At 59.9% G+C, this 26625-nt stretch carries 27 protein-coding genes; 6 read left to right on the top strand and 21 right to left on the bottom strand.

Going from position 1 to position 26625, the window contains the following annotated elements; translation table 11 throughout:
• Nucleotides 1-142 precede the first annotated feature (142 nt).
• Together C2E25_RS05100 and C2E25_RS05095 are read right to left on the bottom strand one after the other, a co-directional pair.
• Nucleotides 143-1564 (bottom strand): phosphoglucomutase/phosphomannomutase family protein, encoded by a 1422-nt coding sequence (locus C2E25_RS05100; RefSeq protein ID WP_103114701.1) that lies wholly within the window; start codon nucleotides 1562-1564, stop codon nucleotides 143-145.
• A 94-nt stretch (nucleotides 1565-1658) separates the two neighbouring features.
• The gene (locus C2E25_RS05095; protein WP_199177365.1) at nucleotides 1659-1955 is read right to left on the bottom strand and encodes a hypothetical protein; all 297 of its coding nucleotides are present in this window, start codon (nucleotides 1953-1955) and stop codon (nucleotides 1659-1661) included.
• Nucleotides 1956-2145: 190 nt separating this feature from the next.
• On the opposite strand from C2E25_RS05095, the gene C2E25_RS05090 reads away from it, so the two are divergent.
• Nucleotides 2146-2424, top strand: coding sequence for a PxxKW family cysteine-rich protein (locus C2E25_RS05090; protein ID WP_103114700.1), 279 nt, complete (start codon nucleotides 2146-2148; stop codon nucleotides 2422-2424).
• A 235-nt stretch (nucleotides 2425-2659) separates the two neighbouring features.
• On the opposite strand, the gene C2E25_RS05085 is transcribed toward C2E25_RS05090, so the two are convergent.
• From C2E25_RS05085 to rimI, 18 genes are all read right to left on the bottom strand, one after another.
• On the bottom strand, nucleotides 2660-3355 hold the full coding sequence (locus C2E25_RS05085) for an LrgB family protein (protein ID WP_103114699.1): 696 nt from the start codon (nucleotides 3353-3355) through the stop codon (nucleotides 2660-2662).
• Nucleotides 3345-3698: a CidA/LrgA family protein gene (locus C2E25_RS05080; protein WP_103114698.1), complete on the bottom strand. Its 354-nt coding sequence runs from the start codon at nucleotides 3696-3698 to the stop codon at nucleotides 3345-3347. The genes C2E25_RS05085 and C2E25_RS05080 overlap by 11 nt, the downstream gene beginning before the upstream one ends.
• 10 nt (nucleotides 3699-3708) lie before the next feature.
• Nucleotides 3709-4491, bottom strand: a complete 783-nt coding sequence (locus tag C2E25_RS05075) for a tetratricopeptide repeat protein (protein WP_103114697.1) — start codon at nucleotides 4489-4491, stop codon at nucleotides 3709-3711.
• Nucleotides 4488-5786, bottom strand: coding sequence for a DUF512 domain-containing protein (locus C2E25_RS05070; protein ID WP_158247130.1), 1299 nt, complete (start codon nucleotides 5784-5786; stop codon nucleotides 4488-4490). The genes C2E25_RS05075 and C2E25_RS05070 overlap by 4 nt, the downstream gene beginning before the upstream one ends.
• Nucleotides 5787-5895: 109 nt before the next feature.
• Complete coding sequence (gene hfq / locus C2E25_RS05065; protein ID WP_103114695.1) at nucleotides 5896-6129, bottom strand: RNA chaperone Hfq; 234 nt, start codon at nucleotides 6127-6129, stop codon at nucleotides 5896-5898.
• Between the two features lie 12 nt (nucleotides 6130-6141).
• Nucleotides 6142-7074: a tRNA (adenosine(37)-N6)-dimethylallyltransferase MiaA gene (gene miaA, locus C2E25_RS05060; protein WP_103114694.1), complete on the bottom strand. Its 933-nt coding sequence runs from the start codon at nucleotides 7072-7074 to the stop codon at nucleotides 6142-6144.
• Nucleotides 7075-7076: 2 nt separating this feature from the next.
• Nucleotides 7077-8882 (bottom strand): DNA mismatch repair endonuclease MutL, encoded by a 1806-nt coding sequence (gene mutL, locus C2E25_RS05055; RefSeq protein WP_103114693.1) that lies wholly within the window; start codon nucleotides 8880-8882, stop codon nucleotides 7077-7079.
• A gap of 52 nt (nucleotides 8883-8934) precedes the next feature.
• Entirely contained in the window at nucleotides 8935-9834 is a 900-nt protein-coding gene (locus C2E25_RS05050; RefSeq protein WP_103114692.1) for an ExeA family protein, read from the bottom strand.
• Between the two features lie 12 nt (nucleotides 9835-9846).
• The gene (locus tag C2E25_RS17775; RefSeq protein WP_146032896.1) at nucleotides 9847-12312 is read right to left on the bottom strand and encodes a tetratricopeptide repeat protein; all 2466 of its coding nucleotides are present in this window, start codon (nucleotides 12310-12312) and stop codon (nucleotides 9847-9849) included.
• A 92-nt stretch (nucleotides 12313-12404) separates the two neighbouring features.
• Entirely contained in the window at nucleotides 12405-13799 is a 1395-nt protein-coding gene (locus C2E25_RS05040) for a glucose-6-phosphate isomerase (RefSeq protein ID WP_103114711.1), read from the bottom strand.
• A 225-nt stretch (nucleotides 13800-14024) separates the two neighbouring features.
• A complete protein-coding gene (locus C2E25_RS05035; protein ID WP_103114691.1) occupies nucleotides 14025-14735 on the bottom strand; it encodes a pseudouridine synthase in 711 nt (236 codons plus the stop codon).
• Between the two features lie 18 nt (nucleotides 14736-14753).
• The gene (scpB, locus tag C2E25_RS05030) at nucleotides 14754-15347 is read right to left on the bottom strand and encodes an SMC-Scp complex subunit ScpB (RefSeq protein WP_103114690.1); all 594 of its coding nucleotides are present in this window, start codon (nucleotides 15345-15347) and stop codon (nucleotides 14754-14756) included.
• The gene (locus tag C2E25_RS05025; protein ID WP_103114689.1) at nucleotides 15334-16104 is read right to left on the bottom strand and encodes a segregation and condensation protein A; all 771 of its coding nucleotides are present in this window, start codon (nucleotides 16102-16104) and stop codon (nucleotides 15334-15336) included. The genes scpB and C2E25_RS05025 overlap by 14 nt, the downstream gene beginning before the upstream one ends.
• A gap of 2 nt (nucleotides 16105-16106) precedes the next feature.
• Nucleotides 16107-16790 carry a site-2 protease family protein gene (locus C2E25_RS05020; RefSeq protein WP_233189343.1) on the bottom strand — a complete coding sequence of 228 codons (684 nt, stop codon included), beginning with the start codon at nucleotides 16788-16790 and terminating at the stop codon, nucleotides 16107-16109.
• Nucleotides 16791-17029: 239 nt separating this feature from the next.
• On the bottom strand, nucleotides 17030-19705 hold the full coding sequence (locus C2E25_RS05015; RefSeq protein ID WP_103114688.1) for a CBS domain-containing protein: 2676 nt from the start codon (nucleotides 19703-19705) through the stop codon (nucleotides 17030-17032).
• A 96-nt stretch (nucleotides 19706-19801) separates the two neighbouring features.
• Nucleotides 19802-20734, bottom strand: a complete 933-nt coding sequence (locus tag C2E25_RS05010; protein ID WP_103114687.1) for a dihydroorotate dehydrogenase — start codon at nucleotides 20732-20734, stop codon at nucleotides 19802-19804.
• The gene (locus C2E25_RS05005; protein WP_103114686.1) at nucleotides 20734-21588 is read right to left on the bottom strand and encodes a dihydroorotate dehydrogenase electron transfer subunit; all 855 of its coding nucleotides are present in this window, start codon (nucleotides 21586-21588) and stop codon (nucleotides 20734-20736) included. The genes C2E25_RS05010 and C2E25_RS05005 overlap by 1 nt, the downstream gene beginning before the upstream one ends.
• 30 nt (nucleotides 21589-21618) lie before the next feature.
• The gene (gene rimI, locus C2E25_RS05000) at nucleotides 21619-22062 is read right to left on the bottom strand and encodes a ribosomal protein S18-alanine N-acetyltransferase (RefSeq protein ID WP_103114685.1); all 444 of its coding nucleotides are present in this window, start codon (nucleotides 22060-22062) and stop codon (nucleotides 21619-21621) included.
• A 340-nt stretch (nucleotides 22063-22402) separates the two neighbouring features.
• On the opposite strand from rimI, the gene purM reads away from it, so the two are divergent.
• The 5 genes from purM to rpmB all read left to right on the top strand — a co-directional run bounded on the left by purM (nucleotide 22403) and on the right by rpmB (nucleotide 26102).
• Nucleotides 22403-23446, top strand: a complete 1044-nt coding sequence (gene purM, locus C2E25_RS04995) for a phosphoribosylformylglycinamidine cyclo-ligase (RefSeq protein ID WP_103114709.1) — start codon at nucleotides 22403-22405, stop codon at nucleotides 23444-23446.
• Nucleotides 23447-23452: 6 nt separating this feature from the next.
• The gene (gene purN / locus C2E25_RS04990) at nucleotides 23453-24115 is read left to right on the top strand and encodes a phosphoribosylglycinamide formyltransferase (protein ID WP_103114684.1); all 663 of its coding nucleotides are present in this window, start codon (nucleotides 23453-23455) and stop codon (nucleotides 24113-24115) included.
• Nucleotides 24116-24125: 10 nt separating this feature from the next.
• Nucleotides 24126-24596 (top strand): DUF523 domain-containing protein, encoded by a 471-nt coding sequence (locus C2E25_RS04985; RefSeq protein WP_103114683.1) that lies wholly within the window; start codon nucleotides 24126-24128, stop codon nucleotides 24594-24596.
• A gap of 3 nt (nucleotides 24597-24599) precedes the next feature.
• Complete coding sequence (locus C2E25_RS04980; protein WP_103114682.1) at nucleotides 24600-25823, top strand: hypothetical protein; 1224 nt, start codon at nucleotides 24600-24602, stop codon at nucleotides 25821-25823.
• Between the two features lie 87 nt (nucleotides 25824-25910).
• Entirely contained in the window at nucleotides 25911-26102 is a 192-nt protein-coding gene (rpmB, locus tag C2E25_RS04975; protein ID WP_085008226.1) for a 50S ribosomal protein L28, read from the top strand.
• Nucleotides 26103-26223: 121 nt separating this feature from the next.
• Here the strand turns inward: rpmB and C2E25_RS04970 are convergent, their stop codons facing one another.
• Entirely contained in the window at nucleotides 26224-26610 is a 387-nt protein-coding gene (locus tag C2E25_RS04970; RefSeq protein ID WP_103114681.1) for a RidA family protein, read from the bottom strand.
• Between the last annotated feature and the right edge of the window lie 15 nt (nucleotides 26611-26625).

The following is a 26625-nucleotide window of genomic DNA, read 5'->3' as shown; positions in this document are numbered from 1 at the left end:
CCCCAAGTCATCCGGCAACCACCACAGTTGCCAGAACAGCGCCAGTCAAGGCGCTGCGCGCCATGCCTGGCGCACAAACAGGAACGGCCCCGGAAATCCGGGGCCGTTTGTTTAATTTACATAGAGCTGAAAAACACCCTCTTCAGCCGATCAGAAATGTCTCTCCCGCCCGCAGGATCATCTCCAGGGTCTCGACATCCCGGGCTTCGCCGTAAAGCCTGACCACCGGCTCGGTCCCGGACTTGCGAAACAGCACCCAGGCATCCTTCTCCAGCAGGCATTTATGCCCGTCGATGGTCACGACATCGATCACCGCGAGGTCACCGAAACGATCCGGCAGGGCATTCATCCTGGCGGCGTAGCCCTGTTCGAGATCATCAGTGAGACGAATATTGTTGCGTCGGGTGTAAAACTCACCGACCCGTTCATAGAGATCGGCCAGCAAATCACCAATTCCCCTGCCGGTCACGGCGACCATTTCCGCCACCAGCAGACAGGCGAGGATGCCGTCCTTGTCGGGGACATGATCGCGGATTGTCAGCCCGGCGCTTTCCTCTCCCCCGATGAGAATCTTGCCCGCGGCGATATATTCGCCGATATACTTGAAGCCGACCGGGGTTTCAAGCACCTGTCGGCCGTGGCTGCGGGCCACCGCGTCGACAAAGTGCGAGGTCGCCACCGAACGGGCCACATCCCCCGCTTCCCCCTTGACCCGCAGCAGATAATCGGCCAGCAGGGCGAGAATGTAATTCGGTTCGTAATAACTGCCGTCACCATCGACAATGCCGTAACGGTCGGCGTCACCATCCGTTGCCAGGCCGAGGCCGATGGCCGCGTCGGAACGAATCATGGACATGAAATCGGCAATGTAGGTCTCCGCCGGTTCCGGCGGAAGCCCGCCGAAGGTCGGATCGATGTGATCGTTGAAGGTCACCACCTCAACCCCCGCCTCGCGCAGGATACGGTCGAGATAGCCCCTCCCCGTTCCATAGAGGGGATTGACCGCTATTTTCAGGCCCGAAGCGGCGATGGCGGCAAAATCGATACGTCGGCGCAGGGTTTCGAAATAGGCCGGCAACGGGTCGATCTCCACTACCAATCCATCACGCACCGCCCGGTCCAGCGGCATGTCCCGGTAACAGACCTGTCCCAGCATGCGATTGGCGCGCTCTTCGATATCACGCGTCGTCTCCGGCAGGGCCGGACCTCCCGAAGCGGGAGAAAATTTCAAGCCGTTGTATTCGCAGGGATTGTGACTGGCGGTAAAATTGATGGCGGCGCCGGCCTGCCGGGCGAGAACCTCATGGGCAATGACCGGCGTCGGCGTATCGCGGTTGCAGATCCAGCTGCGGATACCTGACCCGGCCAGCACCCGGCAGGCCTCGTGGGCAAAGCGTCGCCCCATGAAGCGGGCGTCGTAGCCGACCACCACACCACCGGCAGCGGCATGATCCGCCGTCAGATGATCGGCAATAGCCTGGGTCACCACCCTGACATTTTCAAAAGTAAAATCTTCGGCCAGAATACCCCGCCAGCCGGATGTCCCGAAAACAATTTTATTCATGCGTCCTCCCCCTCGTCCGGGTCGATCGGATCAGCGGAACCGGTGCCCGCCAGCCTGTCCACCTCGAAGAATATCAGCACCTGCCCCGCAAGCATCATGACGCCTCCTCGTCCCATTCGTCCCAAAGGTGCGGAGCGGGGTAATTATCCCGCCCGGCAACATAGGGACAATCATCAGGCAAAACGCCCATGCCGAGAACCCGCGGCGACAGCGGCATACAATCCGGCTTGACCCGGGAACGCCGGTCATAGACAGTGCAGAGCCGGGTTTCCAGATCCAGATGAGGACAGGGCTGGTCAGTGTAATAAACCTCTCCTTCGAATTCAATCTTCTCGTAGCAGCAACGGCCGCAACGCCGACAAATCTGCTCCCAATGGGAATGTTTTCTCATGCAAGAACTCCTCAGAACATCTTCTACTTTCAGGTTCGGCGTCTGTGCTCAGGCTAAAGGATCAGGGCGCCGTCGTCAACAGATGCCCTGCAAGTTTTCGTTGACAGCCCACTCCGAAATCGGGTAAAAGGGGGGTCTTGGGAAAAAACAGAGACGACTCTTGATACTATAAAGTAAGGAGACTCCAGTCATGCAGTGTCAAACAGTTCTTCCCGGTACCGAGTGCACCTTCTGGGGCAAAAACGGTTGCAGTTTCGAAGGCAGTTCCTGCCAGCAGATTGTCGAGCAGTGCGAGGGTTGCGCGCGCGTCGTCGAAGGTTCGATCGGCAAGGTCTGCTCGGTCGCCCCGGCGCCGGCCAGGAAATGGGCCGTGAATATCTGCAATTTCGCCACCCATCAGAAGGTTGAAAAGAAGGTGGTCGAGCAACGCATCAATCCGCTCAAGGCCTCCAAGCGCGGCGGTCACTGAGTCGGTCCCGCAGAACATTTCAGACAAAAAAGGCAGACCCGGAAGGGCCTGCCTTTTTTGTGTTCAACCTGAATCTGTGGGGTCATGTCGGATGAAGAGTGCAAGGGCTTGATCTGAATGTGATTTCCAAAAATCTGAGGCGCACCCATAGGTTCGCCGGCAATTTTTGGAAAGTACAGACGGGTCAATAACTTGTGCTATTCACCGGCAAAGAACTCTCTGATTCAGGTTCACATCAGGAAAAAAGCAGAAACAGCATCGGCAGCAGAAAGGCGGTCAGCAACCCGTTGAGACCGATGGCCAACCCGGCGACCGCCCCCCCGAGACGATCCACCTCCAACATCCGCGCCGTACCGATCCCGTGAGCCGCGGTACCGACCGCCAGGCCGATGGCAACCCGGTTCCGCAGCCCGATCAGGCGACAGAACTCGGGCCCACAGATGGCTCCGAGACAACCGGTCATGACCACCAGCGCCGCTGTCAGGGGCGCGATCCCGCCGATCTTTTCGACGATACTGATGGCGATCGGCGTGGTCACCGATTTCGGCGCCAGCGAGAGCACCACGTCGTGGCTGCCGCCGAGCAGCCAGGCAAGGCCGGATGCTGACACGACCGAGGCCAGGCCGCCGGCGGCAACGCCGACCAGAATCGGCGTCCGCCGCGCCCAGATCTCACGGCGCCGCGCGTAGAGCGGAACCGCCAGGGCGACCACCGAAGGACCGAGCAGAAAGAGAATATAGTGCCCGCCGACGGCATAGCTTCGGTAGGGGATCCTGCAGGCCAGCAGCAACAGGATGATACCGAGAATGGAGAGCGCCACCGGGTTGCAGAAAAGGCTCCCGGTCCGGCGGTAGAGCATCTGCGCCAGGGCGTAGACGACAATCGTCAGGGTGATGCCGAACAACGGCGTGGCAAAGAACTCACTCGGCATGTTCGCCCCCTTCCCGGTCCAGCAGGCTGGCGACCCAACCGGTCACCGCCATGACCACGAAGGTGCTGACAACCGTGGCGATACTGATCGGCAACCATTCCCGGGCGATCAGTCCGCCATAGATCATCACCCCGACACCGGCCGGAACGAAGAAAAGCGCCAGGTGCGACAACAGCAATTCGGCCGCCTCCTCGATCCAGGCCAGCTTCACCCAGCCGCAACCGAGGGCCGCCAGCAGCAACGCCATACCGATCACATTGCCTGGAATCGGAATCCCGCTCCAGCGGCTCAGCAGCTCGCCGAAAAACTGGAATCCGAGCAGGACGGCAAATCCACGAATCATCTTCCTTCCCTCAGCTTTTCAAGCCGGCGATCACAGCCGTCACCTCATCACGGATCTGTCGGGCCTCATCGCCGGGTTCCAGGCGCAGGAAAGTTTCAAAAGCGGCGATCGCTTCCCGAACCTGCTCGCGGTCGAGACAGATATTTCCCAACGTCAGCCAGGCGAAGGCAAACTCGGGATCGAGCTGCAGCGTCTTGCGGCACATGCTCTCGCCGCGGTCCAGGTCACCGCCGTCATAATAGAGTTCTCCAAGGTTGTAGTAGGCCTGGGGGTCATCCGGTTCCAGCTCGGTCACCTTCTCATAGGCGGAAACAGCCGCCGCGACATCGCCCAGCGCGTAACAGGCGTCGCCGTAGGAATTGAGGGCGAAAACCGATTGCGGATCAAGGTCGAGCGCCTGCTTGTGGCAGACCAGGGCCTGCTGGTAGTTCTCCTGCTGATAATGCAGAAGTCCCAGACTGACCCAGGCATCCACCTGTTCCCGGTCCAGTTCGATCACCCGCTCGTAGCAACCGCGGGCCGCGGCGGCATCACCCAGTTCAAAACAGGTATCGCCAAGGGAGAAGGTCAGCTCGATGTCATCGGGAAAGGAGGCGACCGCCTTCTCAAGCACCCGGCGGGACTCCGTCAATTTTTCGTTTTCACCGAGAGCCTCGGCGAGCAGCAGGGGAATTTCGGCATCGTCACCGGCCTGCTGCAGGGCTTTGTGCAGACACTTTTCGGCCATCTCGACAGCGCCACGTTCAAGAGCAAGCCGCCCCTGTTCCTTCAACTCAGAGCTCGTCCCGTTCATAAATTTTCTCCAGATAAGAAAGACCTGATGCCGGCCACCAGGCCGGGCGCGGTTGCGTCGATCACCGTGACGGGGCAACCGAGCCGGGCGGACAGCTCCGCCGGACTCAGGTCATCCAACAACTGGTCGCTGCCGTCACGCAGCACGATATCGGGCAACAACAGTCCGACCCCCAGGTCGACTCCCTGCAGATGGGAAAGGATATCCTCACCACAGATCAGCCCGGCGACACTGATTTCACCACCGAGCAAACAGCTGGGCACGGCCAGCACCTGCAGATCGACCTCCGAACAGGCTGCGAGCTGATCGGCAAACGCCTGCAGTTCGGGGTAAAAGGAACGCCCGGTAATTGTCGTCAGGCGAAGCGGCGGCAACCCGGACGCCTCCCGCAGCGCGGCTTTCGTCCCCTGGCGGAAAGCGGCTATCAGGCCGATGCCGTTCTCCAGTTGGGGAAAACCTTCATAGTGTTCAGCCGACGGAAGCGGACGCTGCGCCTTGAGATAGAATTCATCGGCGGCAAAGACGAAGCGCCCGCCGTCAGTTCGGAACTGCCGCTGCCGGTCCTCGATCAAATCAAGCACCCTTTCCGCTTCGGCACGGGAGGGCGTGCGCAATGACGGCAACGCCTGACGATGACCGGTCAGGCCGACCGGCACCACAGCCAGCGATTCGATCCCGGGGCGCAGGTCGGCCAGCGCGGAGATGCTCTCCTGAAGCACGGCGCCATCATTGATGCCGGGGCAGAGTACGATCTGGGTATGCAGGGTGATCCCTCCGCTTACCAGTTTTTTCAATAACGGAAGAACCGGCGGCGCCTGTTTGCCGAGCAGATGGTTACGAATCTCCGGAGTCACGGCATGTACCGAAACATACAACGGCGAGAGTCGCTGTTCAAGAATGCGCCGCAGATCCGACTCGGCCAGGTTGGCCAGGGTCACATAAGCCCCGTAGAGGAAGGAGAAACGATAATCCTCGTCCTTGATATAGAGGGTCGAACGCAACCCGCGCGGGAGTTGATGAACGTAGCAGAATTGGCAGTTGTTTCCGCAACGGCTCGGCTCCGGGTGGGCGAACTCCAGTCCCAGGTCATCCCCGACCCCGAGTTCGATTTCCAGTTCCCAGAGGTCACCGTCGGCCTTCTCGATCTGCAGCAGCAACGGGGAATCCGCCAGGTAAAAGCGGGCGTCGATGAGATCGCGGATTGCATGTCCGTTCACCTCAAGGAGAAAATCTCCCGCTTCGATGTCCAGTTCCCGGCCGACAGATTCCGGGTGTACGGCGATAATCTCAAGCATCGAACCCATCGATCATAACGGCCTGCGGCAGACCAAAAGACAACAGGCCCCCGTAACAACCCGGGGTTGTCAACGGGGACCTGTTATCGGTCTGCCTTTGGGATGGGAATCAGTCCCGGCCGCCGTGCAGGCGGAAACTGCCGTCACTCGAAGTGATGGAGGAAATCGCGTGTTTGTAAAGCAGGATGTCACCACTGCTGTCAACCAGCACGCAGAAGCTGTCAAACGACTTGATGAAACCCTCCAGCTTTTCGCCGGACATCATGGTGATGGTAACGCGCACCCTCTCTTTACGCGCCTGATTGAGATACTGGTCCTGGATGTTGAATGGCGTCTTAGGCATGTCCGCTCCTTTTTAGGCTGCATTAAATTCGGCAATTAACTCTGTGATTCTAACAAACTCACGCTCGGGGTCAACCCAAATAATGGAAGAATCCCGGCGAAACCAGGTCATCTGACGCTTGGCATAGCGACGGCTGTTGCGTTTCACCAGCTCAATCGCGGTCGGCAGATCGCAATCTCCCCGCAGATAGGTCATCACTTCCTGGTAGCCGATGGTTTTCAGGCCCTTGACATCAGCGGGACATCCCGAGGCGAGCAGCGCCCTGACTTCATCGACCAGTCCAGCGGCAAACATCGCGTCAACCCGCTGTTCAATCCTACGGTAAAGGTGCTCCCGCTGCTGCAGCAGGCCCAGCTTCAGCAGCCGGAACGGATGTTCGGCAAAGGCATGGCGGGCCTGAAAATCGGACATCCGGCGACCACTCAACGCCTCGACCTCCAGGGCCCTGACAATCCGCACCTGATCATTGGGACTGAGCCTGGCGGCGGTCGGCGGGTCAACCTGCTGCAGCCGCCGGTAGAGCCTGTCGAGACCATGTTCTCTCGCTTCGGCCTCCAACGTGGCACGCAGTCGGGGATCAGCTGACGGCGTCTCCGCCAGCCCCGCCGTCAGGGCCTGGATGTAAAGCCCGGTGCCGCCGACCAGCAACGGCCATTGACCACGGGCGGCGATGTCGGCAATCGCCGCGTTTGCCAGATCGACAAAATCGGCGACGCTGAACGGTTGTTCGGGTTCCACCAGGTCAATCAGGTGGTGTCGAACCCGGGAGAGTTCTGCGGCGGTCGGTTTAGCGGTGCCGATGTCGAGCCGCCGGTAAACCTGACGTGAATCGGCCGATATGATCTCAACAGGAAACTGCCCGGCAAGACTCAGCGCCAGACCGGTTTTGCCGCTGGCGGTCGGCCCGCAGATCACCAGCAAGGGTTGCTTCGGTTCATTCGCCATGGTCAGCCCCGGTGAAAAAACTTTTCCACCTCGGCCAGGCTGAGGCGATGCATCACCGGACGGCCATGGGGACACTGGGCACTGAAATCGATACTGTCAAGGTCCTTCAGCAAGGCCCGGATCTGCGCCTCGGTCAAGGCCTGATTGGCACGCACCATCCGGTGACAGGCCATCAGGATCAGAACCTTGTCCAAGGCCTCTTCGATCAGCGAACTGCTGCCGAGGCCGGCAAGTTCAGCGGCGACATCACGCACCAGTTGTTCCGCATCACTGCCCGACAGCAACTGGGGAACCGCCTTGAGGACAAAAGCATTGCCGCCGAACGGTTCCAGTTCAAACCCGAGTCGGCCGAGCTTTTCAAGGTTCTCCTGCAGGCGACACTGTTCCAGGTGACTGAATTCAAGCACCGGCGGGAACAACAGGCTCTGGCGTTCAATGCCCCCCTGCCGCCATTGGGCACGCAAGCGTTCGAAACCGACCCGTTCATGGGCGGCATGTTGGTCGATCAGCAACAGGTCCGGCCCATCCTGGCAAAGCAGGTAGCTGTTGTGATACTGGCCGATCAGCCGCAGCCCGGAAAAAAAGCCGACATCCGCTTCGACAGTTTCTGCCGCGGGCGCCGACGGCAGGGCAAAGACGGACCGCGAATCCATGGGCGGGGACGGCGTCTGCACATAACGCTGCAGGCTTTCACGAATTTCCGCCTGACGACCGGCTCCCGACGGGGGCGGCGTTTTCTCCGGCATCGCGAGGACGGCACCCGGTCCAGGCGCATCCGCGTCCGGCGTCGGCCCGGGATCGGCCGGGGAAACCCAGGATGACTCGCGCAGGGCATCGGCAAGCCCGGCGACGATAAAATCGTGGACCCGGCTCTGCTGTCGGAAACGCACTTCATGCTTGGTCGGATGCACATTGACATCTACCTGCTCCGGATCAAGCTCCAGAAACAGCACCACGACCGGATACCGCCCCCTGGGCAACAGGGTCCGGTAACCGTCGAGCACGGCATGTTGGACGACGCGATCACGAATATAGCGGCCGTTGACAAACGTGTAGATCGTCCCGCTGGTGGCCCGGTTGGTCTGCGGGGGGCCGATCAGGCCATGAATGTGGCAGTCGGGTCCGGCAGCATCAATCTCGACCAGATCTGAGGCCAGGTGTCTGCCGAGCAGATTGGCAACCCGGGCACGCAGCCCTTCCGCGCGACGCACGTCGATCAAGGAGCGACCATGGTGCAACAGACGAAACTGGATATCGGGATGGGCCAGAGCCGTCCTGGTGACCACTTCACCGACATGCGCCAACTCGGTTTCGTCGCGACGCAGAAATTTACGCCGAGCCGGCAGACGGTAGAAGAGATCACGAACCTCGACACTGGTCCCGGGAGCCATTCCGCAGACATCGGCCCGTTTGACCTCGCCGCCATCGAGGAGCAGTTCCATGCCCGCTTCGCACTGCGGCGGGCGGGAGCGCAGAACCATGCGCGAGACGGCGGCGATAGACGGCAGCGCCTCGCCGCGGAAACCGAGGGTCTGCAATTTGAATAAATCGTCGGCGGAGGATATCTTGCTGGTGGCATGACGCTCAAGACAGAGGAAGATATCGTCCCGGTCCATGCCGCAACCATCATCGACAAGACGAATCAGTTTCTTGCCGCCCTTCTCGATTTCAATGGTGATATCGCGGGCGTCGGCATCGATAGAATTTTCCAGCAGTTCCTTGACCACCGAGGCGGGACGTTCGACAACCTCACCGGCAGCAATCTTGTTGCACAGATTTTCCGGCAGGATTTTTATCTGGCTGGTCATAAAAGTAGAGGGCGGCAGGGAGCTTCAACCGCTGCAGACGGCCGGTTGTGGGTCATTTCTGTTCGAGGCTGTCCAGCATGCTTTCGATCTCGGCCAGGTCATCCGCCTCGCTACGCGGCGGCGGCTCAACCACCGGCCGCTGCAGCAACCCGAGATCGCCGACAACACTGTTGAGTACCTGGGCATTGACACGCGGCAACTTGCGCAGATAAGCCTCGAACAGGCAGTTGTCACAGATGGTATTGATCAGGCGCGGCACCCCGCCGGCATAACGGTGTATGGCAGGCACCGTATCGGCGTCAAACAACATCCTCGGGGCCTTGGCGACGCGCAGACGGTGCTTGATATAGGCTTCGGTCGTCTCTACAGGCATCGACTTGAGGTGATACTTGACCGCCACCCGCTGCGCCAGCGGTTCATCAAGACGCAGACAGTCTTCGACCTCGGGCAACCCGAAGAAGATAATATTGAGCAATTTCTTGCCGGGGATTTCGAGATTGAGCAGACCGCGGAACTCTTCCATCAGTTCCCGCGATTCAAGCATTTGCGCCTCATCGATCAGCACCACCGCCCGGCGACCACTTTCCTCGATATCCAGCAGCCGGTCATAAAGCTGCTTGAGCAACGTCAACCGGTCCATGGCGGGAGCCTCCACTCCCAACTGCATGGCGATCCGGGTCAGAATCCATTCCTGGGTGATACCGGAATGAACCATCACCAACAACGAAGATTCATATTTTTCTTCCGGCAGGTTTTCCAGCATTCGACGGGCCAGGGTGGTCTTACCGGTGCCGACACCGCCGATCAGGACCGCCAGTCCCTTGTTCGAGTCAATGGCGTACATCAACCGCAGCAGGGCCTGACTGTGTTGTTCCGTGTCGTAATAGAAACGGGCGTCAGGAGCATTTGAAAACGGTTCCCGCTCGAGCCCGAACTGCTCTAGATAACTCATAAACTCACTGATTTAAAGATAGGTGACTTTTTTCCTGTTTCCAGCCGTTCCGACGTTACCGGTCAGATCATTTTCCGCAATCCCCAACCGGGCCCGCAACTGTTTGATGCGAACCCCGACTTCGCGATAGAAGTGGTCTGATTCTGCCACCTTGAGGAAACACTCCAGGGCTTCTTCCGCCATACCGGCCCGCTCCTTGAGCTGTCCGATTTCAAACGTCAGATTAAGACGTTCATCGGGGCAGATGCCGGGGTAGGCCAGAGCAAGTCTAAAAGCTTCTTCAGCGGCGTCAAAGTCACCCGTTTCGACCAGGCAGAGAGCCTTCAAAGACAAGCTGTCCAACCGCCTCACAGGATGATTCATGGCGAGATCAAACTCCTTGATGGCGTCTTCCAGCAGGCCCATCTCCTTGTAGGCGATGCCGAGATTATAGTGGGATTCCGCATCTTCCGGGAGCATGTCCGCTGCCCCCTCATACTGCGTTCTGCGAAAGGCGTCATCCCAGTCAAAAGCACTCTCGTCCTCATCGGGCAAGGATTCCGCCACAGGCTCTTCAGGGCGGGTTGAAGCCGGGGCCGTTTTACCCTGCCGGACGGCAATTTCAGCGAGAAGATCACGTGCTTCAACACACACGGCATCAAAATCGAGAATCTCCCGGCAGACCCGCTCAGCTTCGGCAAACAAGCCCTGCTGCATATAAAATCCGGCCTCTTCAAGGCGCGCGGGAATATCCACGACAGTTTCCGCGGCCGGCTCCTCGATGTCCTCGATGTCCTCGATGTCCTCGATGTCCTCGATGTCCTCGATGTCCTCGACTTCCTCGATGTCCTCGATGTCCTCGATGTCCTCGACTTCCTCGACTTCCTCGACTTCCTCCAGCTCAACAACTTCTTCTGCGACGGCTTCCAAATCCTGCTCAGAAGTGGCAACGATCTCGGTCCGCGTCGACTCCGACTCCGCCGCAACGGTCGTTGCAGTGTCAACAACCGCATCAGCCGACACGGAGTCCGAATCGTCCGCTGTCTCCGACACCGGGGATTCATCATCGAACTCAAGCTCAAGTTCGAGTTCAACTTCAACTTCTACAGCCGAAGCTTCCTCCCGTCCGGGTTCCTCATCCATCACTGCAGCGGCGTCCCCGGCAACAACTGACGATGACACCAGGTCCGGCTCAGGTTCCCCGCTGTCGCTGCCGGCAACTTCTTCGAGGAATTCCAGCGGCACTTCATCGGCGGGCAACTCTGACGATGGTGGCTCATTTTCTTCCACGGCCGGAACCGGCTCATCACCTTCGACAGGCCCTTCCCGCAACGACTCTTCAGGCACACTGTCTTCAATACTTTCAAGATCACCGACAACATCGGTCAGCAGATCATCGTCGAGGGTCTCGAGATCCTCAACCAGACCGTCATCCGAGGCAGAGGCCGGTTCATTGTTGCTCGACATCAGGTCGAAAAGTTTGTCACCGTCTCCGGAAATTTCGTAGATGGCATGCAGGGTTTTGATAACCCGCTCATTCTGCGGCAGTTCTTCCCGCAAGGTTTCGTAACATGCCTTGAGGACCCTGATCCGGTCCGATTCGAAAAAGGCATCCTTCCATTCCTCCAGCTCATCGAGAGCCCTCTCATAATCCCTGCCGTCGAGACAAGCCTGTATCAGAGCCTGACGCAAATCCAGATCGTCGCCGTTCCGGTCCAGTAACCGTTGAAACGTCAAGCGTTCACTGTCATAGTCAGCGACCACCCGATAACCATGGGCAAGGCAACGCAACGCCTGCTCCGCCTCGCTATCGTTGGCCAGCAACTGTTTGAGCAGGGCGATACCTGCCTCCGGTTGTCCCGTACGAATCAGAGCATCGCCCTTATGCAGGAGAATCTCCGGGTCTTCCGGAAAAAAAGGCAGAAACATATTGCACAGATTCAGAATTTTGCCGTAATCATCCTTCTCCAGCAGCCGTTGCAGGACTTCCTGAAATTCCTCCCGCGCCTTATCGCGCATCCCGCTGCAGGCACAGGACTCGGCATATTTGACCAGGACATTGAGATTCTCAGGTTCAAGCTCTTTCATTTTCTGCAGCACGCTGATCGCCTCGGCGGCCATCTGGTGCTGCTCATAATGAGCCACCAGGCTGCGATATTCAGCCAGGGCGTTGCCGATCAGACCCTGCTTTTCATTCAGTTCAGCAAGCCGATGATAAATTTTGACCTGGCTCTCATCGAGCTTCTGCATCTGCTTGTAAACAGCGATCGCCTTCAGGTAGAACCCATTTTCCGAATAATACCTGGCAACGGCTTCATATTCTTCGAGGGCGTTATCAAGCTGGTGGGCACGGCTGTAAAGTTCGGCCAGTTTCTGCCGACTGCGGATATCCTTGGGATCGATTTCCACGATTTTCTGGAAATCCCGGATCGCCTTGGCGACCTGTCCTTTCTGGAGGTTCTTTTGCGCGGACGCGAGAAGTTTTGCTTTATTCGACACGGACTATCCCTCAGATCGCAAAAGCGCACAAAGTAAAGTAGAAATTTAAACCAACAGGCATTGATCTGTCAAGCGATCAATAACAATTTTTGCTAGAGTTGGCGCCTAGTTACGCCACCGACAATAGATTCGAAACGCTGCTTCATTTCCTCGAACCCGGGACGGTCCATCAACCCGTAGGTATACTTCTTCCCTTCCTCGACACCGGGTTGATCCAGCGGGTCAACGCCGAACAACCCGCCGGCGAACAACGTCTGTACCTCGAACAGGTAAACGAGGCCACCGACATTCTGTGGAGAAACCCGGTCCAGGGTCAGGGTGCAGTTGGGCCGGCCGTTACTGGTCAGGGCGGCCGCCGTGGCCTGTTGTTCGGCCTGAATCAGTTCGGTCATGCTGCGTCCTGAAAGGTAGTCAAGATGCCCGGCTCCGGGAAACGCCGGGAAAACCAGATCCCGACCATAGTCTTCGACCGCGAGAAAGGTCACCACCTTGTCGAAGGGCCCCTCCATGTAGAGTTGTACCTGGGAATGCTGATCTGTCGTTCCGAGCGCCTTGACCGGTGTGGGGCCGACATGCACCCGGCTGCCGTCGAGAGCAGTTCGCTTGCCGAGGCTCTCGGCCCAGAGCTGACGATACCAATCGGCAATATCGCGCAACCGGTCACTGTAAGGCATCAACACGGAGATATGCTGTCCCTTGCGATAGGACAGGACCTGCAGGGCGGCATTGAGATAAGCGGGATTTTCCAGCAGATCGGGGCGGGTGACCCGCTCCTCCATCTCGGCCGCGCCGGCAAGCAGGGCGTCGATATCAACCCCGGCAACGGCCAGTGGCAACAGGCCGACCGGAGTCAGAACGGAAAAACGACCACCGACACCACTCGGGATGGCACAGCTGGTCAACTGTTCGCGCTCCGCCAATTCACGCAAACTGCCGGACTCGGGATCAGTAATCACGACCAGGTGATCGCGCCAGCGATCACCGAGAGCGGTCTCCAGCCAATGTCGGGCGATCATCAGCTGACAGCTGGTCTCGACCGTGGAGCCCGACTTGGAAATAACGCAGAAGATGGTTTCATCGGGAGTCAGCAGGTCGAGAGCTTCACCGAAACCGGCCGGATCAACATTGTCGAGGATCAGCAACCGGGGCCGCCCACCCCGTTCAGCAGCGGGCAGCAGGTTGTGGTAAAGGGGACGCAGGGCGCGAAAGAGCGCCAGGGTGCCGAGGGCCGAACCGCCGATTCCCAGCACGACGAAATGGCTGCAGCGTCCGGCCAACTGGTCACCCAGCTGTTTCACAGATTCCAGCACCGCGCGATCAAACGGCAGGTCGTAAAACGGCAGCAGGCCCTGCTCACGACGCTGCGTCAAGTCCTGATGAATGGCCTGAGCGGGTTTCCGCAGGGCATCCAGTTCATCCTGGCTGATGCCGCAAGGTTCACCGATGGCGTCGGCAAGCATGTTGGTGTAGTCAAGGCGGATCGACATGAGGTTCCCTCCTCCGGAAAAGCAGGTATCAAATCCGATCATTTTCCTGAATCGGTGGGTTCCTGTCGGATGGAGAGTGTAAGTGCTTGGCCTGAATGGGATTTCCAAAAATTTGAAGCGCACCCATAGGTTCGCTGGTGATTTTTGGGAAGCTCAGGCAGGTCAATGACTTGCGCTATCCGCCGACAAGGGGCTCACTGATTCAGGATTCTATTATGACAAGTTCTAAAGGCTTTTCAAACGATCGATCTCCCCGGCATTCAAAATCCGCGTTTTTCCGGTCGGCAGGTCACCCAGATCCAGAAATCCCAGACGGATGCGCTTCAACCGACTGACCGACAAACCGACTGCTTCACACATCCTGCGAATCTGCCGATTGCGTCCTTCGCGGATCGTGATTTCCAGCCAGCCGTGCCCCCCCGAGCTGCCCCGGACGCGAACCCCGGCCGGAGCCGTGATCCCGTCAGCAAGCGCCACACCACGCTCCAGCTTGCGACGGATTTCCTCGGTCACCGCACCCCGGACGCGAACCAGGTAGGTTTTTTCCACCTTGTGACGCGGGTGAGCAAGATGCTGGGCCAGTTCCCCGTCGTTGGTCAGCAGCAGCAGCCCTTCGGTATTGTAATCGAGGCGACCCACCGGGAACAGCCGCGGCAGATGCGGCGGCAGCAGGTCGAGGACGGTTCGCCGACCCTGCGGGTCGCTGACGGTGGTCACACAACCGGTCGGTTTATTGAGCAACAGGGTGACTTTTTCGGCCGCCCCCGGCAGCGGTCGGCCGTCAACCAGCACCTCGTCAACGGCGGGATCAACCCGGCAACCGAGATCGGGCATCTCCCCGTTGACCGTAACCCGCCCTGCCCGGATCCATTCCTCGGCGGTGCGCCGCGAACAGAGACCGGCCGCGGCGATGATTTTCTGCAGGCGTTCCGCCATGACAATCACACCGCCGGCTCAGGCCGACGGCTCCTCTGCAACCTGGTCATCGGCCGTAAACGGCAACGGAAGATCGGCAATTCCCTGATCGAGATCAATTTCACTGAATTCCTTCAGAGTCGGCAGATCATTGAGACTGCGCAGACCGAACACCTCCAGGAATTCGCGCGTGGTGCCATAAATCAGCGGTCTGCCGGCGACTTCCTTCTTGCCGAGAATACGGATCAGGTGTTTGTCGAGCAGGGTTTTGATCACCCCACCGGAATCGACCCCCCGCAAGTACTCGACATCACCGCGGGTCACCGGCTGACGATAGGCGATGATGGCCAGGCTCTCCAGCGCCGCCCGGGAAAACCGGAACGGTTTGCTGCGGTTCAGCCGCCGCACCGCCTCGACATGACGGGCCGCGGTCCGGAACTGGTAGCCGCCGGCAACCTCGGCCAGTTCGATACCGCCGTCACGCCGGTGATACTCTTCGGCCAGTTCCTGCAGGGCGGATTGCACCAGCGCGCGGTCACAGGCGACCAGTTCGGCCAACCGATCAGCCTTGAGCGGGACATCGGAAACGAACACCATCGCTTCCAGCATCCCTTTCAGATCAGTGATATCCAAGGCTGTCCTCCTCCGGCAGGGAACCGTTCAGGGTCTCGGCAGCGGTAATCGGGAAGAGCCAGATCGAACCGCAACGATCATTCTGCATCAGTTTGACGGTGCGCATCTTGACCAGCTCCAGCATCGCCAGAAATGTGGCAATGACATCATTGCGGCGCGGTTTCTCCTGAAACAGGTCGCTGAAGGCAAGGCTGTCGCAACGACTCAGCAATCCGAGGATATGGTTGATGCGCTCGGCAATCGAAACCTGTTCCAGCCCAACTTCATGAACAACGTCTCGCGGCGCCCGGGCGAGGATATCCTGCAATGCCTCGACCAGGTCATAGATACCGACCTCGTAGAAACCGGTATCTTCCTCTTCCACAGCCAGGTCGGGGGCGGTGAACTTGCGGGCAAAAACATCACGGCCGAGCAGTTCACGTTCATCGAGATCGAGGGCGGCATCCTTGTATTTCTGGTATTCAAGCAGACGTCTGACCAGTTCGGCGCGCGGATCTTCCTCTTCCTCTTCGACCAGTTCACCTTCCGACGGCGGCAGCAGCAGCTTCGATTTGATGTACAGCAGGGTTGAGGCCATCACCAGAAATTCACCGGCGACATCGAGGTTCATATGGTGCATGGCGTCAAGGATCGCGAGATACTGCTCGGTAATGCGGGTAACCTGGATATCCCAGATCTCCATTTCATTCTTTTTGATCAGGTGCAGCAGCAGATCAAGCGGTCCCTCGAAATTCTCCAGTTTGATATCAAGGTTCATCGCTACCGCCCAACCAGGATGCCGGCCATCTGATGAACCACCGGGGCCGCCGGGCCGGAAAGTACGGCGACCAGAGACCAGATCAGCGGACCGAGAAACCCACTCCAGATCGGGGTGTAGAAGATCAGGACCAGGACCAGAACGAAGCCGAACGGTTCCAGCCGCGCCAACTGCATGCCGTAACGTTCCGGCAGCAGACCGACCATCACCCGACCGCCGTCGAGCGGCGGCAAAGGAAAGAGATTGAAAATACCGAGCAGAACATTGATGAAAAGACTGGAGGCGATCATCAGGGCAACCGGCTGCAGAACATGGTCGAAGGCCATGTCGCCGGCAAAACGGCCACCGTAAAGAAAAACCACCCGCAGCAGCAGAGCCGAAATCACGGCGACCAGCAGATTGGTCACCGGACCGGCCAACGCCACCAGGATCATTCCCTGGCGCGGGTTGCGAAGGTTGCCGAAATTGACCGGTACCGGCCGTGCCCAGCCGAAGCCGAACAGCACCAGGGCCAGGGTGCCGATCGGGTCGAGATGACGGAAAGGGTTGAGGGTCAACCGCCCCAGCAGTCGCGCCGTCGGGTCACCGAGTTTTTCCGCGACGAATCCGTGGGCGACCTCATGCAGAGTAATGGCAAACAGGGCCGGCACCAGCATGATCGAGATTTTGGCAATCAGGGTTTCCAAACGCGGTGATCTTTCTCGACAGGGTTGAGGGCTGTGCCGGCAAGCGGCAGCGAAAGGTTGTTCAGGTTTTGATGCTTTCGCAAGAACGTAAAAAAGTTGTTGGCTGAGGCAGCAAGGCGTGCGTTTGTCGGGCAATGAGGCGCACTGATGTACGTCGAAGCAGCGAGACAAGCGCAGCAACGCAGCTGCTGGTGAGTTATTGCAACGCCATCAGGTTTTAGCAAACCGCCCGGGACAAGTCAATCAACGGCGGTGCCAGGTTCGGAACGGCAACGCAGAAAACGTTTTCGCACCAGGGCCAGTTCATCATCGCGACTGTGCAGACGACCATTGAGACGCCCGGCAAGCAGGGTATCGAGAATCTCCCGGAACAGGGGCCCGGGCGGCAGGCCGAGCCGTTCGAGGTCATGGCCGTTCAATTCACAGCGGACCTGCTGCAGACTGGAGAGATAGTGCCCCACCCACCGGCGGATGCTGTCATCGCCCAGGGTCATCAGGAAAAGCAGCATTTCGCTGTCCAGCGGGCGAAGCATCCGGTACAGATCGCTCGCTTTCGGTTCTGTTACGCGCCTCACCCGGCGCCTGAGCCCGACCAGCACCTTCTTGGCAGCACGGCGCTGCTCACACAACAGCGTCAGAAAGCGGGGGGCCACCTTCAGTCGGCGGCACATCCCGAGCATGCTGTCATCGTCGAGCCTGGCCGTCAGGCTGAGCAGAAAAACCAGCCAGGGTTCACAGGGTTGGTGCAGGTAAAGTAATTGATACCAGTGGACAACCCTGCGGGTTTCAGCCACCAGCCCCGGCATCCGGGCATCGACTTTCAGATTCGGGTGAATGTACTTGAGCAGGTCGAGATCAGCCATGCGCTGGATAGCCGGCCAGGGATCGGGTTCTCGCAGAATCAGCTCCAGTTCGCGAAACAGGCGATTACCGCCGACCCGTTCGATGAACCCCTGGCGCACGGCACTGCGCAGCAGGTGTTCGGTCGGCCTCCCCATGCGGAACCCGAGGCGCTGTTCAAAACGAACCGCCCGATAGACACGGGTAGGATCCTCGACAAAACTGAGATTATGCAGCACCCGCACGGCGCGGTCCTTGAGATCCCGCTGGCCGCCGAAGAAATCCAGCAGTTCGCCGAAACTGCCCTCGTTCAGGGCGATGGCCAGAGTATTGATAGTGAAATCCCGCCGGAACAGGTCCAGCTTGATCGAGGCATATTCAACCGTCGGCAGCGCCGCCGGCTGCTGGTAGTACTCCATACGCGCCGAGGCGACATCGACCTTGAAACCATCATCAAAGATCAGCACCGCGGTGCCGAATTTCTGATGGGTCCGCAACCGACAGCCTTCCCGGGCGGCGATTTCACAAGCAAAAGCGATGCCGTCTCCTTCCACCACCAGGTCGACATCAAAATTATCCTGCCGTAGCAGCAGGTCCCTGACCATGCCGCCGACCAGGTAGACCTGCACCCCCAGCTCTTCACCGACCTGACCGAAACTGCGTAACCGCCGCTGCAGATCCCGCGGCAGACGTTCACGCATGAACCGTCCGAGCTGCTTTTTTTTCAGCCATGGACCGCCCGTCCGGCGTTGCCCCGGAAGCACCTGCCCGTGCGGGTGCTGTTCAAAGGAAAGCAGCTGCCGCAACAGGTCGGTGCGGGTCAATACCCCGACCAGCCGGCCCTCCTCGACAACCGGCACCAGACGCTGGTTGTCGGCCACGATCAGTTCCTGCAGTTGCTGCAGCGGCGTTTCGGGACCAACCGTGGTGAAAGAACCATCCATGTAGCTGCCGACCGGGTGGGACTGAAGGCCGTGATGGGCCGCCTTGTCAACCGTCTGCCGGCTGATCAGACCGACAACCTGACCGGTGTCGTCAAGTACCGGCAGGACATTGACATTGTAACGATTCAACAATTCACGCGCGGTGCCGATGGTCTCCCCGGCGGCAACCGACTTGACCGGGCTGGACATCAGCTGCCCTGCCAACCAGCGCGGACGGACCTGGCGCTGCAGAACCTGCGGCAGACGGTCAAGAACCTGGACCAACGTCTGGTCGCGCACGGTGCCCGAGGCGGCGAAGGGATGACCGCCACCACCGAATTCCTCGAGAATGGCGCCGACATGGACCTCGGGGATACGCGACCGGCCGACCAGAAAAATCCGGTCCACCATCCGCACCGCAATGATCAGGGCGTCGAGATTCTCCATATCCTTGAGCTTGTGCGCCAACACCGCGAGGTCCCCGATATACTGCTCACTGGTCGCCTGGCTGATACAGATCTCATGACCGTTGACAGTCAGGATCTGGCGGTTCTGCAGCAACTGGTGCAGCAGGCCGACCTGGTCGGCGGTCAACTCCTGGGTCAGAAAATCCGCGACTGCGGAGAGCGCCGCGCCGCAATCGAGCAGAAAGGCGGCGGCTTCGAAATCGGCGCGGGTGGTGGAACTGAACTGCAGGCTGCCGGTATCTTCGTAGAGACCGAGCATCATCAGCGTCGCCTCATCGGCATCGGGACGGATCTGCTGTTCGGCGAACAGCTGGCAGAAGAGCGTAACGGTTGACCCGACCGGCCTGATCACTTCATGAGCCCCATGGAGGTCGCCGGGTCCGGTCGGATGATGATCGTAGATATGCACCTCAACACCGGGCCGGCGGGCGACCTCGCCGAAAGGACCGATGCGTTCCGACTGCCGGACGTCGACCAGGATCAGCCGTTCGACCTGCTCCATATCGATGTCGCGCAGGCGCTTGAAGTCGTAGGCGTAGATGGTGCTGCGCAGGAAAAATTCCCGCAGGTTGCGTTCCTGCGAGCCGGGGAAAACCATCTCGGCGTCCGGGTACAGCTTGCGCGCTGCCACCATGGCACCGAGACAGTCGAAATCGGCATTGATGTGGGTGGTGATAACGTCCATAGGGTGGGCGCTTCGCGCCGGGCATCTGAGCCGAACAAGGGGACAGTCCCCCTCAGCTAAGGGGACTGTCCCCTTCCGCCGAAATCCTGAAAGGAATTATACCTCAAGGCTGCCGATCAGTTCCCGAATGTCCGCGATTCTCTCCTCGATGCAGAACCGTTCCAGGCCGTCGATCACCTGCTGCATGGCATCCGGATCAACAAAGTTGGCGGTACCGACCTGCACCGCCTGCGCACCGGCGATGAGGAATTCGAGGGCATCCTCGGCGCTGCTGATGCCGCCGACGCCGATCACCGGAATGTCAACCGCCTGCACCACCTGGTGGACCATGCGGACGGCGATCGGGCGGATCGCCGGCCCCGACAGCCCGCCGGTGCGGTTGGCGATTCGCGGTTTGCGCCGCCGTACGTCAATCGACATGCCGGTCAGGGTATTGATGCAGCTGACCGCGTCTGCCCCGGCATCGGCCACCGCCCGGGCGATCACGGTAATATCGGTGACGTTCGGCGTCAGCTTGACAATCAGCGGTTTGTCGAGATTCTTCCGCACCACGTCGACCGCCTGGTGGGCGGCCTGCGGATCGGTCCCGAAGACAATCCCTCCCTGCTTGACGTTGGGACAGGAAATATTCAGCTCGACCGCCGCCAGTTCGGGAATGTCGTTCAGCCGTCGGGCGACCTCGCCGTATTCCTCCAGGGTATTGCCGAAGAAGTTGGCAATCACCGGGGTATTGATTTCCCGCAGAAAGGGCATCTTGTGTTCGATAAAGGCATCCACCCCGACATTCTGCAGACCGATGGCGTTGAGCATGCCGCTGACCGTTTCACAGATGCGCGGGGTCGGATTGCCGGCCTTGGGCCGCAGCGACAGGCCCTTGGTGACAATCGCGCCAAGCCGGTTGAGATCGAGATAGGGGGCGAACTCTTCACCGTAACCGAAGGTTCCCGACGCCGGCATGACCGGGTTTTTCATCCGCAGTCCGGCGATTTCCACCGCCAGGGAGACTTTGGCCGTTGATTGCTGCGACATCATTTGCATCCCTCGCAAGTGCCTTCGGTCCGGTCCAGGCGGTCCCAGGCCAGTTGTTCGGCACGGAAAACCGGACCTTCCTTACAGGTACAGAGAAAGCGCGGACTGGTTTCGGAATGGCCGACACCCTTGACCACGCAACCGAGACAGGCACCGACCCCGCAGGCCATCAGGGCTTCCAGCGACACCTGCAGCGGCACCTGGCGCTGACGACAGATATCATGGACCGCTTCGAGCATCGGCAGCGGACCGCAGGCAAAGACGTCGGCGTCGGGATCGGTGTCGAGCTGCTGCTGCAGAACCGCGGTCACCAGGCCGCGATCGCCGAGGCTGCCGTCTTCGGTCGAAACATAGGTCTGCACGCCGAGGCGCTCGAACTCGGTCACGACGATGATATCGTCACGGGTACGCCCCCCCATCAGCAGCCTGACTTCGTTGCCGCCGACCAGCTGTTCGGCGAGCATATAGAGAGGAACCAGACCGATACCGCCGCCGACAAGGATTTTGCGTCGCCCCGGCTCGCCGCCATCGAAACCGCGCCCCAGGGGCCCGAGAATCTCCACCCGATCGCCATGATGCAGTTCGCTCATCATGGCCGTCCCCTGACCGACCACTTTGTAGAGAATTTCCAGGTATTCAACCGGCGGCAGGCCATCAACATCCGAAGGTTGAAACCCGGTACGGAAGATGCCGAAGGGGCGGCGCAGCAGCGGCAGCAGCGACAACTGCACCCGGAACATCAGAAACTGGCCGGCACGGCAATCGGCAACAGCACCGGGAGCCTGAATCCGCATGCGCCAGTAACCGGGGGATATCTCCTGGTTGGCCAGGATTCGGGTCTTGAAGTTTGACATGAAACAGTCTCTCCTGGTTTTGCAAAAGGGTCAATCCGGTCCGGGTCTCCGCCAGTCCATCAGCAAAGCGTCCTCGCCGTCGTGATAATAACCCCGGCGACAATCGGAAACCCGGAACCCAAGTGCCCGGTAGAGGGCGATGGCGCCCCGGTTGCCGCTCCGGACTTCAAGGAAGACGCGGGCCACTCCGGGGTCGGCGAGAACCCCCGCCAACAGACGGCGGGCAATCCCGCGACGCCGATAATCGGGATCGGTCGCGACGTTGTGGATTTCCAGTTCGTCACCGATCTGCCAGCAGCACAGGTAGCCGGCAATGCTGCCGGCGAGTTCCGCCACATGGAAACGTGCCACCGGGTTGCCCAGTTCCCGGCAAAAAAGCTCCCGGCTCCAGGGGTGAGGCTGACAACGACGCTCAAGTGCGGTAATCTTTTCAAGATCGTCAGCCGTCAGGCGGCGGATGTACAGTCTGTTCATGGCGAGACAGCATGATAGTTGAGCCACGGCTCCCTGTAAAGGATTGTTGCAATCTGTCCGAGGCTCTCTGTCAGGCCGCAGGAGACGGATTCAGCATTGACACTCCGGCAACATTGATTTAAAAAAGGGTCCACTTTGCCTGAATCTGTGAGTTCCTGTTGGATGGAGAGTGCAAGTGCTTGGTCTGAATGAGATTTCCAAAAATCTGAAGCGCCCCCATAGGTTCGCTGGTGATTTTTGGAAAGCTCAGGCAGGGCAATGACTTATGCTGTCCGCCGACAAGGGGCTCACAGATTCAGGCTTCAGCCAGAGGAGTTCCACCTTGTCCAGAGACAAGCAGATGACCTACAAGGATGCCGGCGTCGATATCGATGCCGGCAATCGTTTCGTGCAATTGATCAAGCCCTTGGTCAAGGCAGCTTCGCGGCCCGAGGTACTGACCGACATCGGCGGCTTCGGAGGCCTCTTTTCACTCAATACCGACAAGTATCAGAACCCGGTCCTGGTTTCCTCGACCGATGGCGTCGGCACCAAGCTGAAGCTGGCCTTCATGCTTGACAAACACGACACCGTCGGCATCGACCTGGTGGCCATGTGCGTCAATGACATCATCGTCCAGGGGGCCGAACCGCTCTTCTTTCTCGACTACCTGGCGACCGGGAAACTGGCCCCGGAGAAGGCGGCCGAAATCGTTGCCGGTATCTCCGAAGGCTGCGTGCAGTCCAACTGCGCCCTGGTCGGTGGCGAAACCGCGGAAATGCCGGGCATGTACGGCGACGGGGAATATGACCTGGCCGGTTTCACGGTCGGCGTGGTCGACAACAACCGCATTATCGACGGATCGGCCATCACCGACGGAGATCTGATCATCGGCATCGGGTCGAGCGGTCTGCACTCCAACGGTTTCTCCCTGGCCCGCAAGGTTTTTCTCGAAACCATGGGGCTCTCCCTCGATGCCCGCCTTGATGGCCTGGAAGGCACCCTCGGCGAAGAGCTGATCACCCCGACCCGGATCTACGTCAAATCAATCCTCAACCTGCTGCGGGATTTCGAAATCAAGGGGATGGCCCATATCACCGGCGGCGGCCTGCTGGAAAATGTCCCGCGGGTGCTGCCGCGCCACTGCCGGGTCGACATCGACACCACCGCCTGGCCCAAACCGGCTATTTTTGAACGGCTGCGCGAAGGCGGCAACATCGCCCCACAGGAGATGTACCGGACCTTCAACTACGGTATCGGCATGGTGCTGATCGTTCCCGCCGCGCAGGCCGACGACATCCTGGTCCGGCTCGGCGGCCTGGAGGAAAAGGCCTGGCAGATCGGTACCGTCTCTCTCTGTAAAGAGGGCGAAGAACAGGTCATCCTGCATGGTGTCGGAGATTAACGGGCCATGTCCGGCAAACTGAAAATCGGCGTCCTGGCCTCAGGAAGCGGCACCAATCTGCAGGCGATCATCGACCGTTGCCGGGACGGCAGCCTGGATGCCTCCATCGCGCTGGTGATCAGCAACAACCCCGGCGCCGGTTGCCTGGAACGTGCCGCGGCTGCCGACATCACCACCCTCTGCATCGATCATCGACAGTTCAGCAGTCGCGCCGACTTCGATCACCGGGTCGTCTCCGCACTGCAGCAGGCAGGGGTCGAGCTGGTGGTTCTGGCCGGTTTCATGCGGTTGATCAGCGACGTCTTCCTCGAAGCCTTTCCCGGACGCATCATCAACATTCACCCCGCCCTGTTGCCGGCCTTTCCCGGCCTGCACGTGCAGCGCAAAGCGATTGAATACGGCGCCCGTTTTTCCGGCTGCACGGTTCATTTCGTCGACGGCGGCGTCGACACCGGCCCGATCATCCTACAGGCTGTGGTTCCGGTACTGGAAGATGACGACGAGGAGAGCCTCGCCGCCCGCATTCTGGTCGAGGAACACCGCATCTACCCCCGCGCCATTCAACTGTTCGCCGAAGGACGGCTGCGGATCGAGGGCCGCAAGGTCCGCATCACCCCATCGGCCTCCCCCCTGCGGGCGAGCCTGATCAATCCCCCGCTGGACGACTGACCAAACGGCCATGAGCGAGCGCAAGGCGGAACCGATTCTCGTCAGCAGCTGTCTCCTCGGCCTGCCGACCCGCTACGACGGCAGATGCAAAACCAACAGCGACGTTCGCGCCTTTCTGCAACGGCACAACCTGGTTCCGATACCGGTCTGCCCGGAACAGCTCGCCGGTCTGCCCACCCCGCGACCACGAACCCGCTTTACCCGCGGCGACGGGCGGGCGCTGCTCAACGGCGCGGGCGAAGTCCGCGACGACCGGCAGCAACCGGTCAGCGACCTCTTCCTCAAGGGGGCCGGACAAACCCTGGCGATTGCCCGACTGTGCGGCTGTCGACGCGCCATTCTCAAGGAACGCAGCCCATCCTGCGGCAGCCGCCTCATTTACCTTGAAGAACGGGTTGTCCCCGGAATGGGCGTTGCCGCGGCCCTTCTCGAACGACACGGGATCGAGCTCTGGTCGGAAGAGAACCTGCCGGAAGGATGAATCATGGCCCATCAGCATTACGACCTGATCATCGCCGGCGATGCCCCCGGAGCCCGTATCGACGGAATCCTGCTGGGTCGCCGGGGACTGCGTGTCCTGCACCTGCATGGCCGGGGGCAGCCGAAATACCTCCTCGGGTACAACTCGCACATGCTCGACGCCCTGCTTGATCAGCTGCAGGCCCGCAACTGCCTGACGACGGCGGTCCCGGTCCAGCTTCACATCGGAACAACCTGCATCGAAATCCACGGCAGTACGCCCTGGCAAGACGAAATCCGGCGGGAACATCCGCAGTCCTACTCCCGGATCATTGCCCTGCTTGACCAGCTGCAGCAATGGGGCAGCACGCTGCAGCACGCCCTGATCGAAATCGGCGGCAGCCCTGCCCTCAACCTTCGCCGCAGAACTCGCTGGGCCCTGGCGTGTCGCAGCAAGGGGCTGCCCGGGAGCCTTCTGCGCCAACCCTTTGCCGACTGGTGCTCCCGGCAGACACTCGACGCGGAAGGAAGGCACCTGTGCGAGTCTCTTCTGGCCTCCATCTGCCTGATTCCCGCCGCCGACCTGAGCCTGGCTGAAGCCGCCCTTGCCTGGGCCCAGGTCCTCGGCCGACAGTCCGTGGCGGGAGCCGTTCTCGACAAGCTGCTCGATCAGCGCCTGATCGATGCCGGCGCGACCCGGCGTCCGCTGGAGCAACTCACCGATCTGCGACCACTCCGTTCGGGAGTCGTCCAATGCCGCCTCGGTTCGGAAACGGTTTCCTGCGATCAACTGCTGCTGGCGGCCCGACCAACCACCCCGGTCCCCGGATGGCCGGAGGCGTTGGCCGGTCCGGCACTGTGGGAACTGGGCACACCCTCTCCGGAACCATCGAAGCTGTTGGCACCACGTTTACTGCTCCACTCTCCGGCAGGTGCCTTTCAACTTGCTCTCGGCCGCAACCGGAATCAGCCGGAAATCTATCTGCGCTGTCCATCCAATCTCGATCCGGAAGAACAATTGTCGACCGAACTGCACGCACTCTTCCCTTCCGCCCGGCTCACTTTCAAGCGCCTGCAGAGCGGCGGCACGGCCCCCGCGGCCGGTGGCGCATGCGGCGAACGAGGATCGATCCGTCCCGGCAAGGGTCTCTATCAGGCCTGTGCCGAACAACTCTATCCCGCTCTCGGGCTGCTCGGCGAAGCCCTGGTCGCCCTGACCCTGACCGGCATGAAGAGAAAAGGGCCATAGCCGTCCGGTGACTTGAAAAAGTCCCTTGCATTCTTTTTCGAAGCATGCTAGAAATTTGCGTTCTGAATCTTGAGGAGGTATCGATCGATGGCCAAGGTGTGTGAAATCTGCGGAAAAAAACCGACGACCGGCAACAATGTCAGTCATGCACATAACAAAACCCGTAAAGTCTGGAATCCGAACCTGCAGAAGGTCAGGGCGCTGCGGAACGGTCAGGTCCGGGCGATCAAGGTCTGCACCCGCTGCATCCGTTCCGGAGCGGTGGTCAAGGCAGGCTGACGCAACCGGTAGCTGAAACTGAAAAAGGCGGTTCGCCCTCGGGGTGAACCGCCTTTTTTGTGAACCGGCAACGTGAGGGGACAGTCCCCTTCATCAAGGGGGACTGTCCCCTCACATCTCATCACGCGTCATCGTGCGCGATCCATTCGATCTCGACCGATACCCCTTTCGGCAGGGCAGCCACTTCAACGGTGGCGCGAGCCGGTGGCGCGGCGGGAAAGAAGCGCCCGTAAATTTCGTTGACAACGGTAAAATCAGCGAGGTCGACAAGATAGATGGTGGTCTTGACCACCTGGCCGAAATCGAGCCCGGCGGCAGCGAGAACCGCGCCCATGTTTTTCATCACCTGTTCGGTCTGTTCGGCAATCCCGCCGGACACCACCTCGCCGCTGACCGGATCAAGCGGAATCTGTCCGGAAAACCAGACCTGATCGCCCACCCGGACCCCCTGTGCATAGGGTCCGATAGCTGCCGGCGCATTGTCACTCTGAATGATCTCTTTAGCCATGATGCTCTCCCTTTT

This window comes from Geothermobacter hydrogeniphilus (genome assembly GCF_002898515.1).
In the GTDB taxonomy this organism is placed as follows: domain Bacteria; phylum Desulfobacterota; class Desulfuromonadia; order Desulfuromonadales; family Geothermobacteraceae; genus Geothermobacter_A.
The sequence above is the reverse complement of the archived record's forward strand: the minus strand, read 5'-3'. Positions and strand labels throughout refer to the sequence as shown.

Coding starts and splice junctions, on each gene's coding strand:
- C2E25_RS05100 (WP_103114701.1), bottom strand. CDS start 1,564: ATGAATAAAATTGTTTTCGGGACATCCGGCTGGCGGGGTATTCTGGCC.
- C2E25_RS05095 (WP_199177365.1), bottom strand. CDS start 1,955: ATGAGAAAACATTCCCATTGGGAGCAGATTTGTCGGCGTTGCGGCCGT.
- C2E25_RS05090 (WP_103114700.1), top strand. CDS start 2,146: ATGCAGTGTCAAACAGTTCTTCCCGGTACCGAGTGCACCTTCTGGGGC.
- C2E25_RS05085 (WP_103114699.1), bottom strand. CDS start 3,355: ATGCCGAGTGAGTTCTTTGCCACGCCGTTGTTCGGCATCACCCTGACG.
- C2E25_RS05080 (WP_103114698.1), bottom strand. CDS start 3,698: ATGATTCGTGGATTTGCCGTCCTGCTCGGATTCCAGTTTTTCGGCGAG.
- C2E25_RS05075 (WP_103114697.1), bottom strand. CDS start 4,491: ATGAACGGGACGAGCTCTGAGTTGAAGGAACAGGGGCGGCTTGCTCTT.
- C2E25_RS05070 (WP_158247130.1), bottom strand. CDS start 5,786: ATGCTTGAGATTATCGCCGTACACCCGGAATCTGTCGGCCGGGAACTG.
- hfq (WP_103114695.1), bottom strand. CDS start 6,129: ATGCCTAAGACGCCATTCAACATCCAGGACCAGTATCTCAATCAGGCG.
- miaA (WP_103114694.1), bottom strand. CDS start 7,074: ATGGCGAATGAACCGAAGCAACCCTTGCTGGTGATCTGCGGGCCGACC.
- mutL (WP_103114693.1), bottom strand. CDS start 8,882: ATGACCAGCCAGATAAAAATCCTGCCGGAAAATCTGTGCAACAAGATT.
- C2E25_RS05050 (WP_103114692.1), bottom strand. CDS start 9,834: ATGAGTTATCTAGAGCAGTTCGGGCTCGAGCGGGAACCGTTTTCAAAT.
- C2E25_RS05040 (WP_103114711.1), bottom strand. CDS start 13,799: ATGTCGATCCGCCTTGACTACACCAACATGCTTGCCGACGCCATCGGT.
- C2E25_RS05035 (WP_103114691.1), bottom strand. CDS start 14,735: ATGGCGGAACGCCTGCAGAAAATCATCGCCGCGGCCGGTCTCTGTTCG.
- C2E25_RS05025 (WP_103114689.1), bottom strand. CDS start 16,104: ATGAACCTTGATATCAAACTGGAGAATTTCGAGGGACCGCTTGATCTG.
- C2E25_RS05015 (WP_103114688.1), bottom strand. CDS start 19,705: ATGGACGTTATCACCACCCACATCAATGCCGATTTCGACTGTCTCGGT.
- C2E25_RS05010 (WP_103114687.1), bottom strand. CDS start 20,734: ATGTCGCAGCAATCAACGGCCAAAGTCTCCCTGGCGGTGGAAATCGCC.
- C2E25_RS05005 (WP_103114686.1), bottom strand. CDS start 21,588: ATGTCAAACTTCAAGACCCGAATCCTGGCCAACCAGGAGATATCCCCC.
- rimI (WP_103114685.1), bottom strand. CDS start 22,062: ATGAACAGACTGTACATCCGCCGCCTGACGGCTGACGATCTTGAAAAG.
- purM (WP_103114709.1), top strand. CDS start 22,403: ATGACCTACAAGGATGCCGGCGTCGATATCGATGCCGGCAATCGTTTC.
- purN (WP_103114684.1), top strand. CDS start 23,453: ATGTCCGGCAAACTGAAAATCGGCGTCCTGGCCTCAGGAAGCGGCACC.
- C2E25_RS04985 (WP_103114683.1), top strand. CDS start 24,126: ATGAGCGAGCGCAAGGCGGAACCGATTCTCGTCAGCAGCTGTCTCCTC.
- C2E25_RS04980 (WP_103114682.1), top strand. CDS start 24,600: ATGGCCCATCAGCATTACGACCTGATCATCGCCGGCGATGCCCCCGGA.
- rpmB (WP_085008226.1), top strand. CDS start 25,911: ATGGCCAAGGTGTGTGAAATCTGCGGAAAAAAACCGACGACCGGCAAC.
- C2E25_RS04970 (WP_103114681.1), bottom strand. CDS start 26,610: ATGGCTAAAGAGATCATTCAGAGTGACAATGCGCCGGCAGCTATCGGA.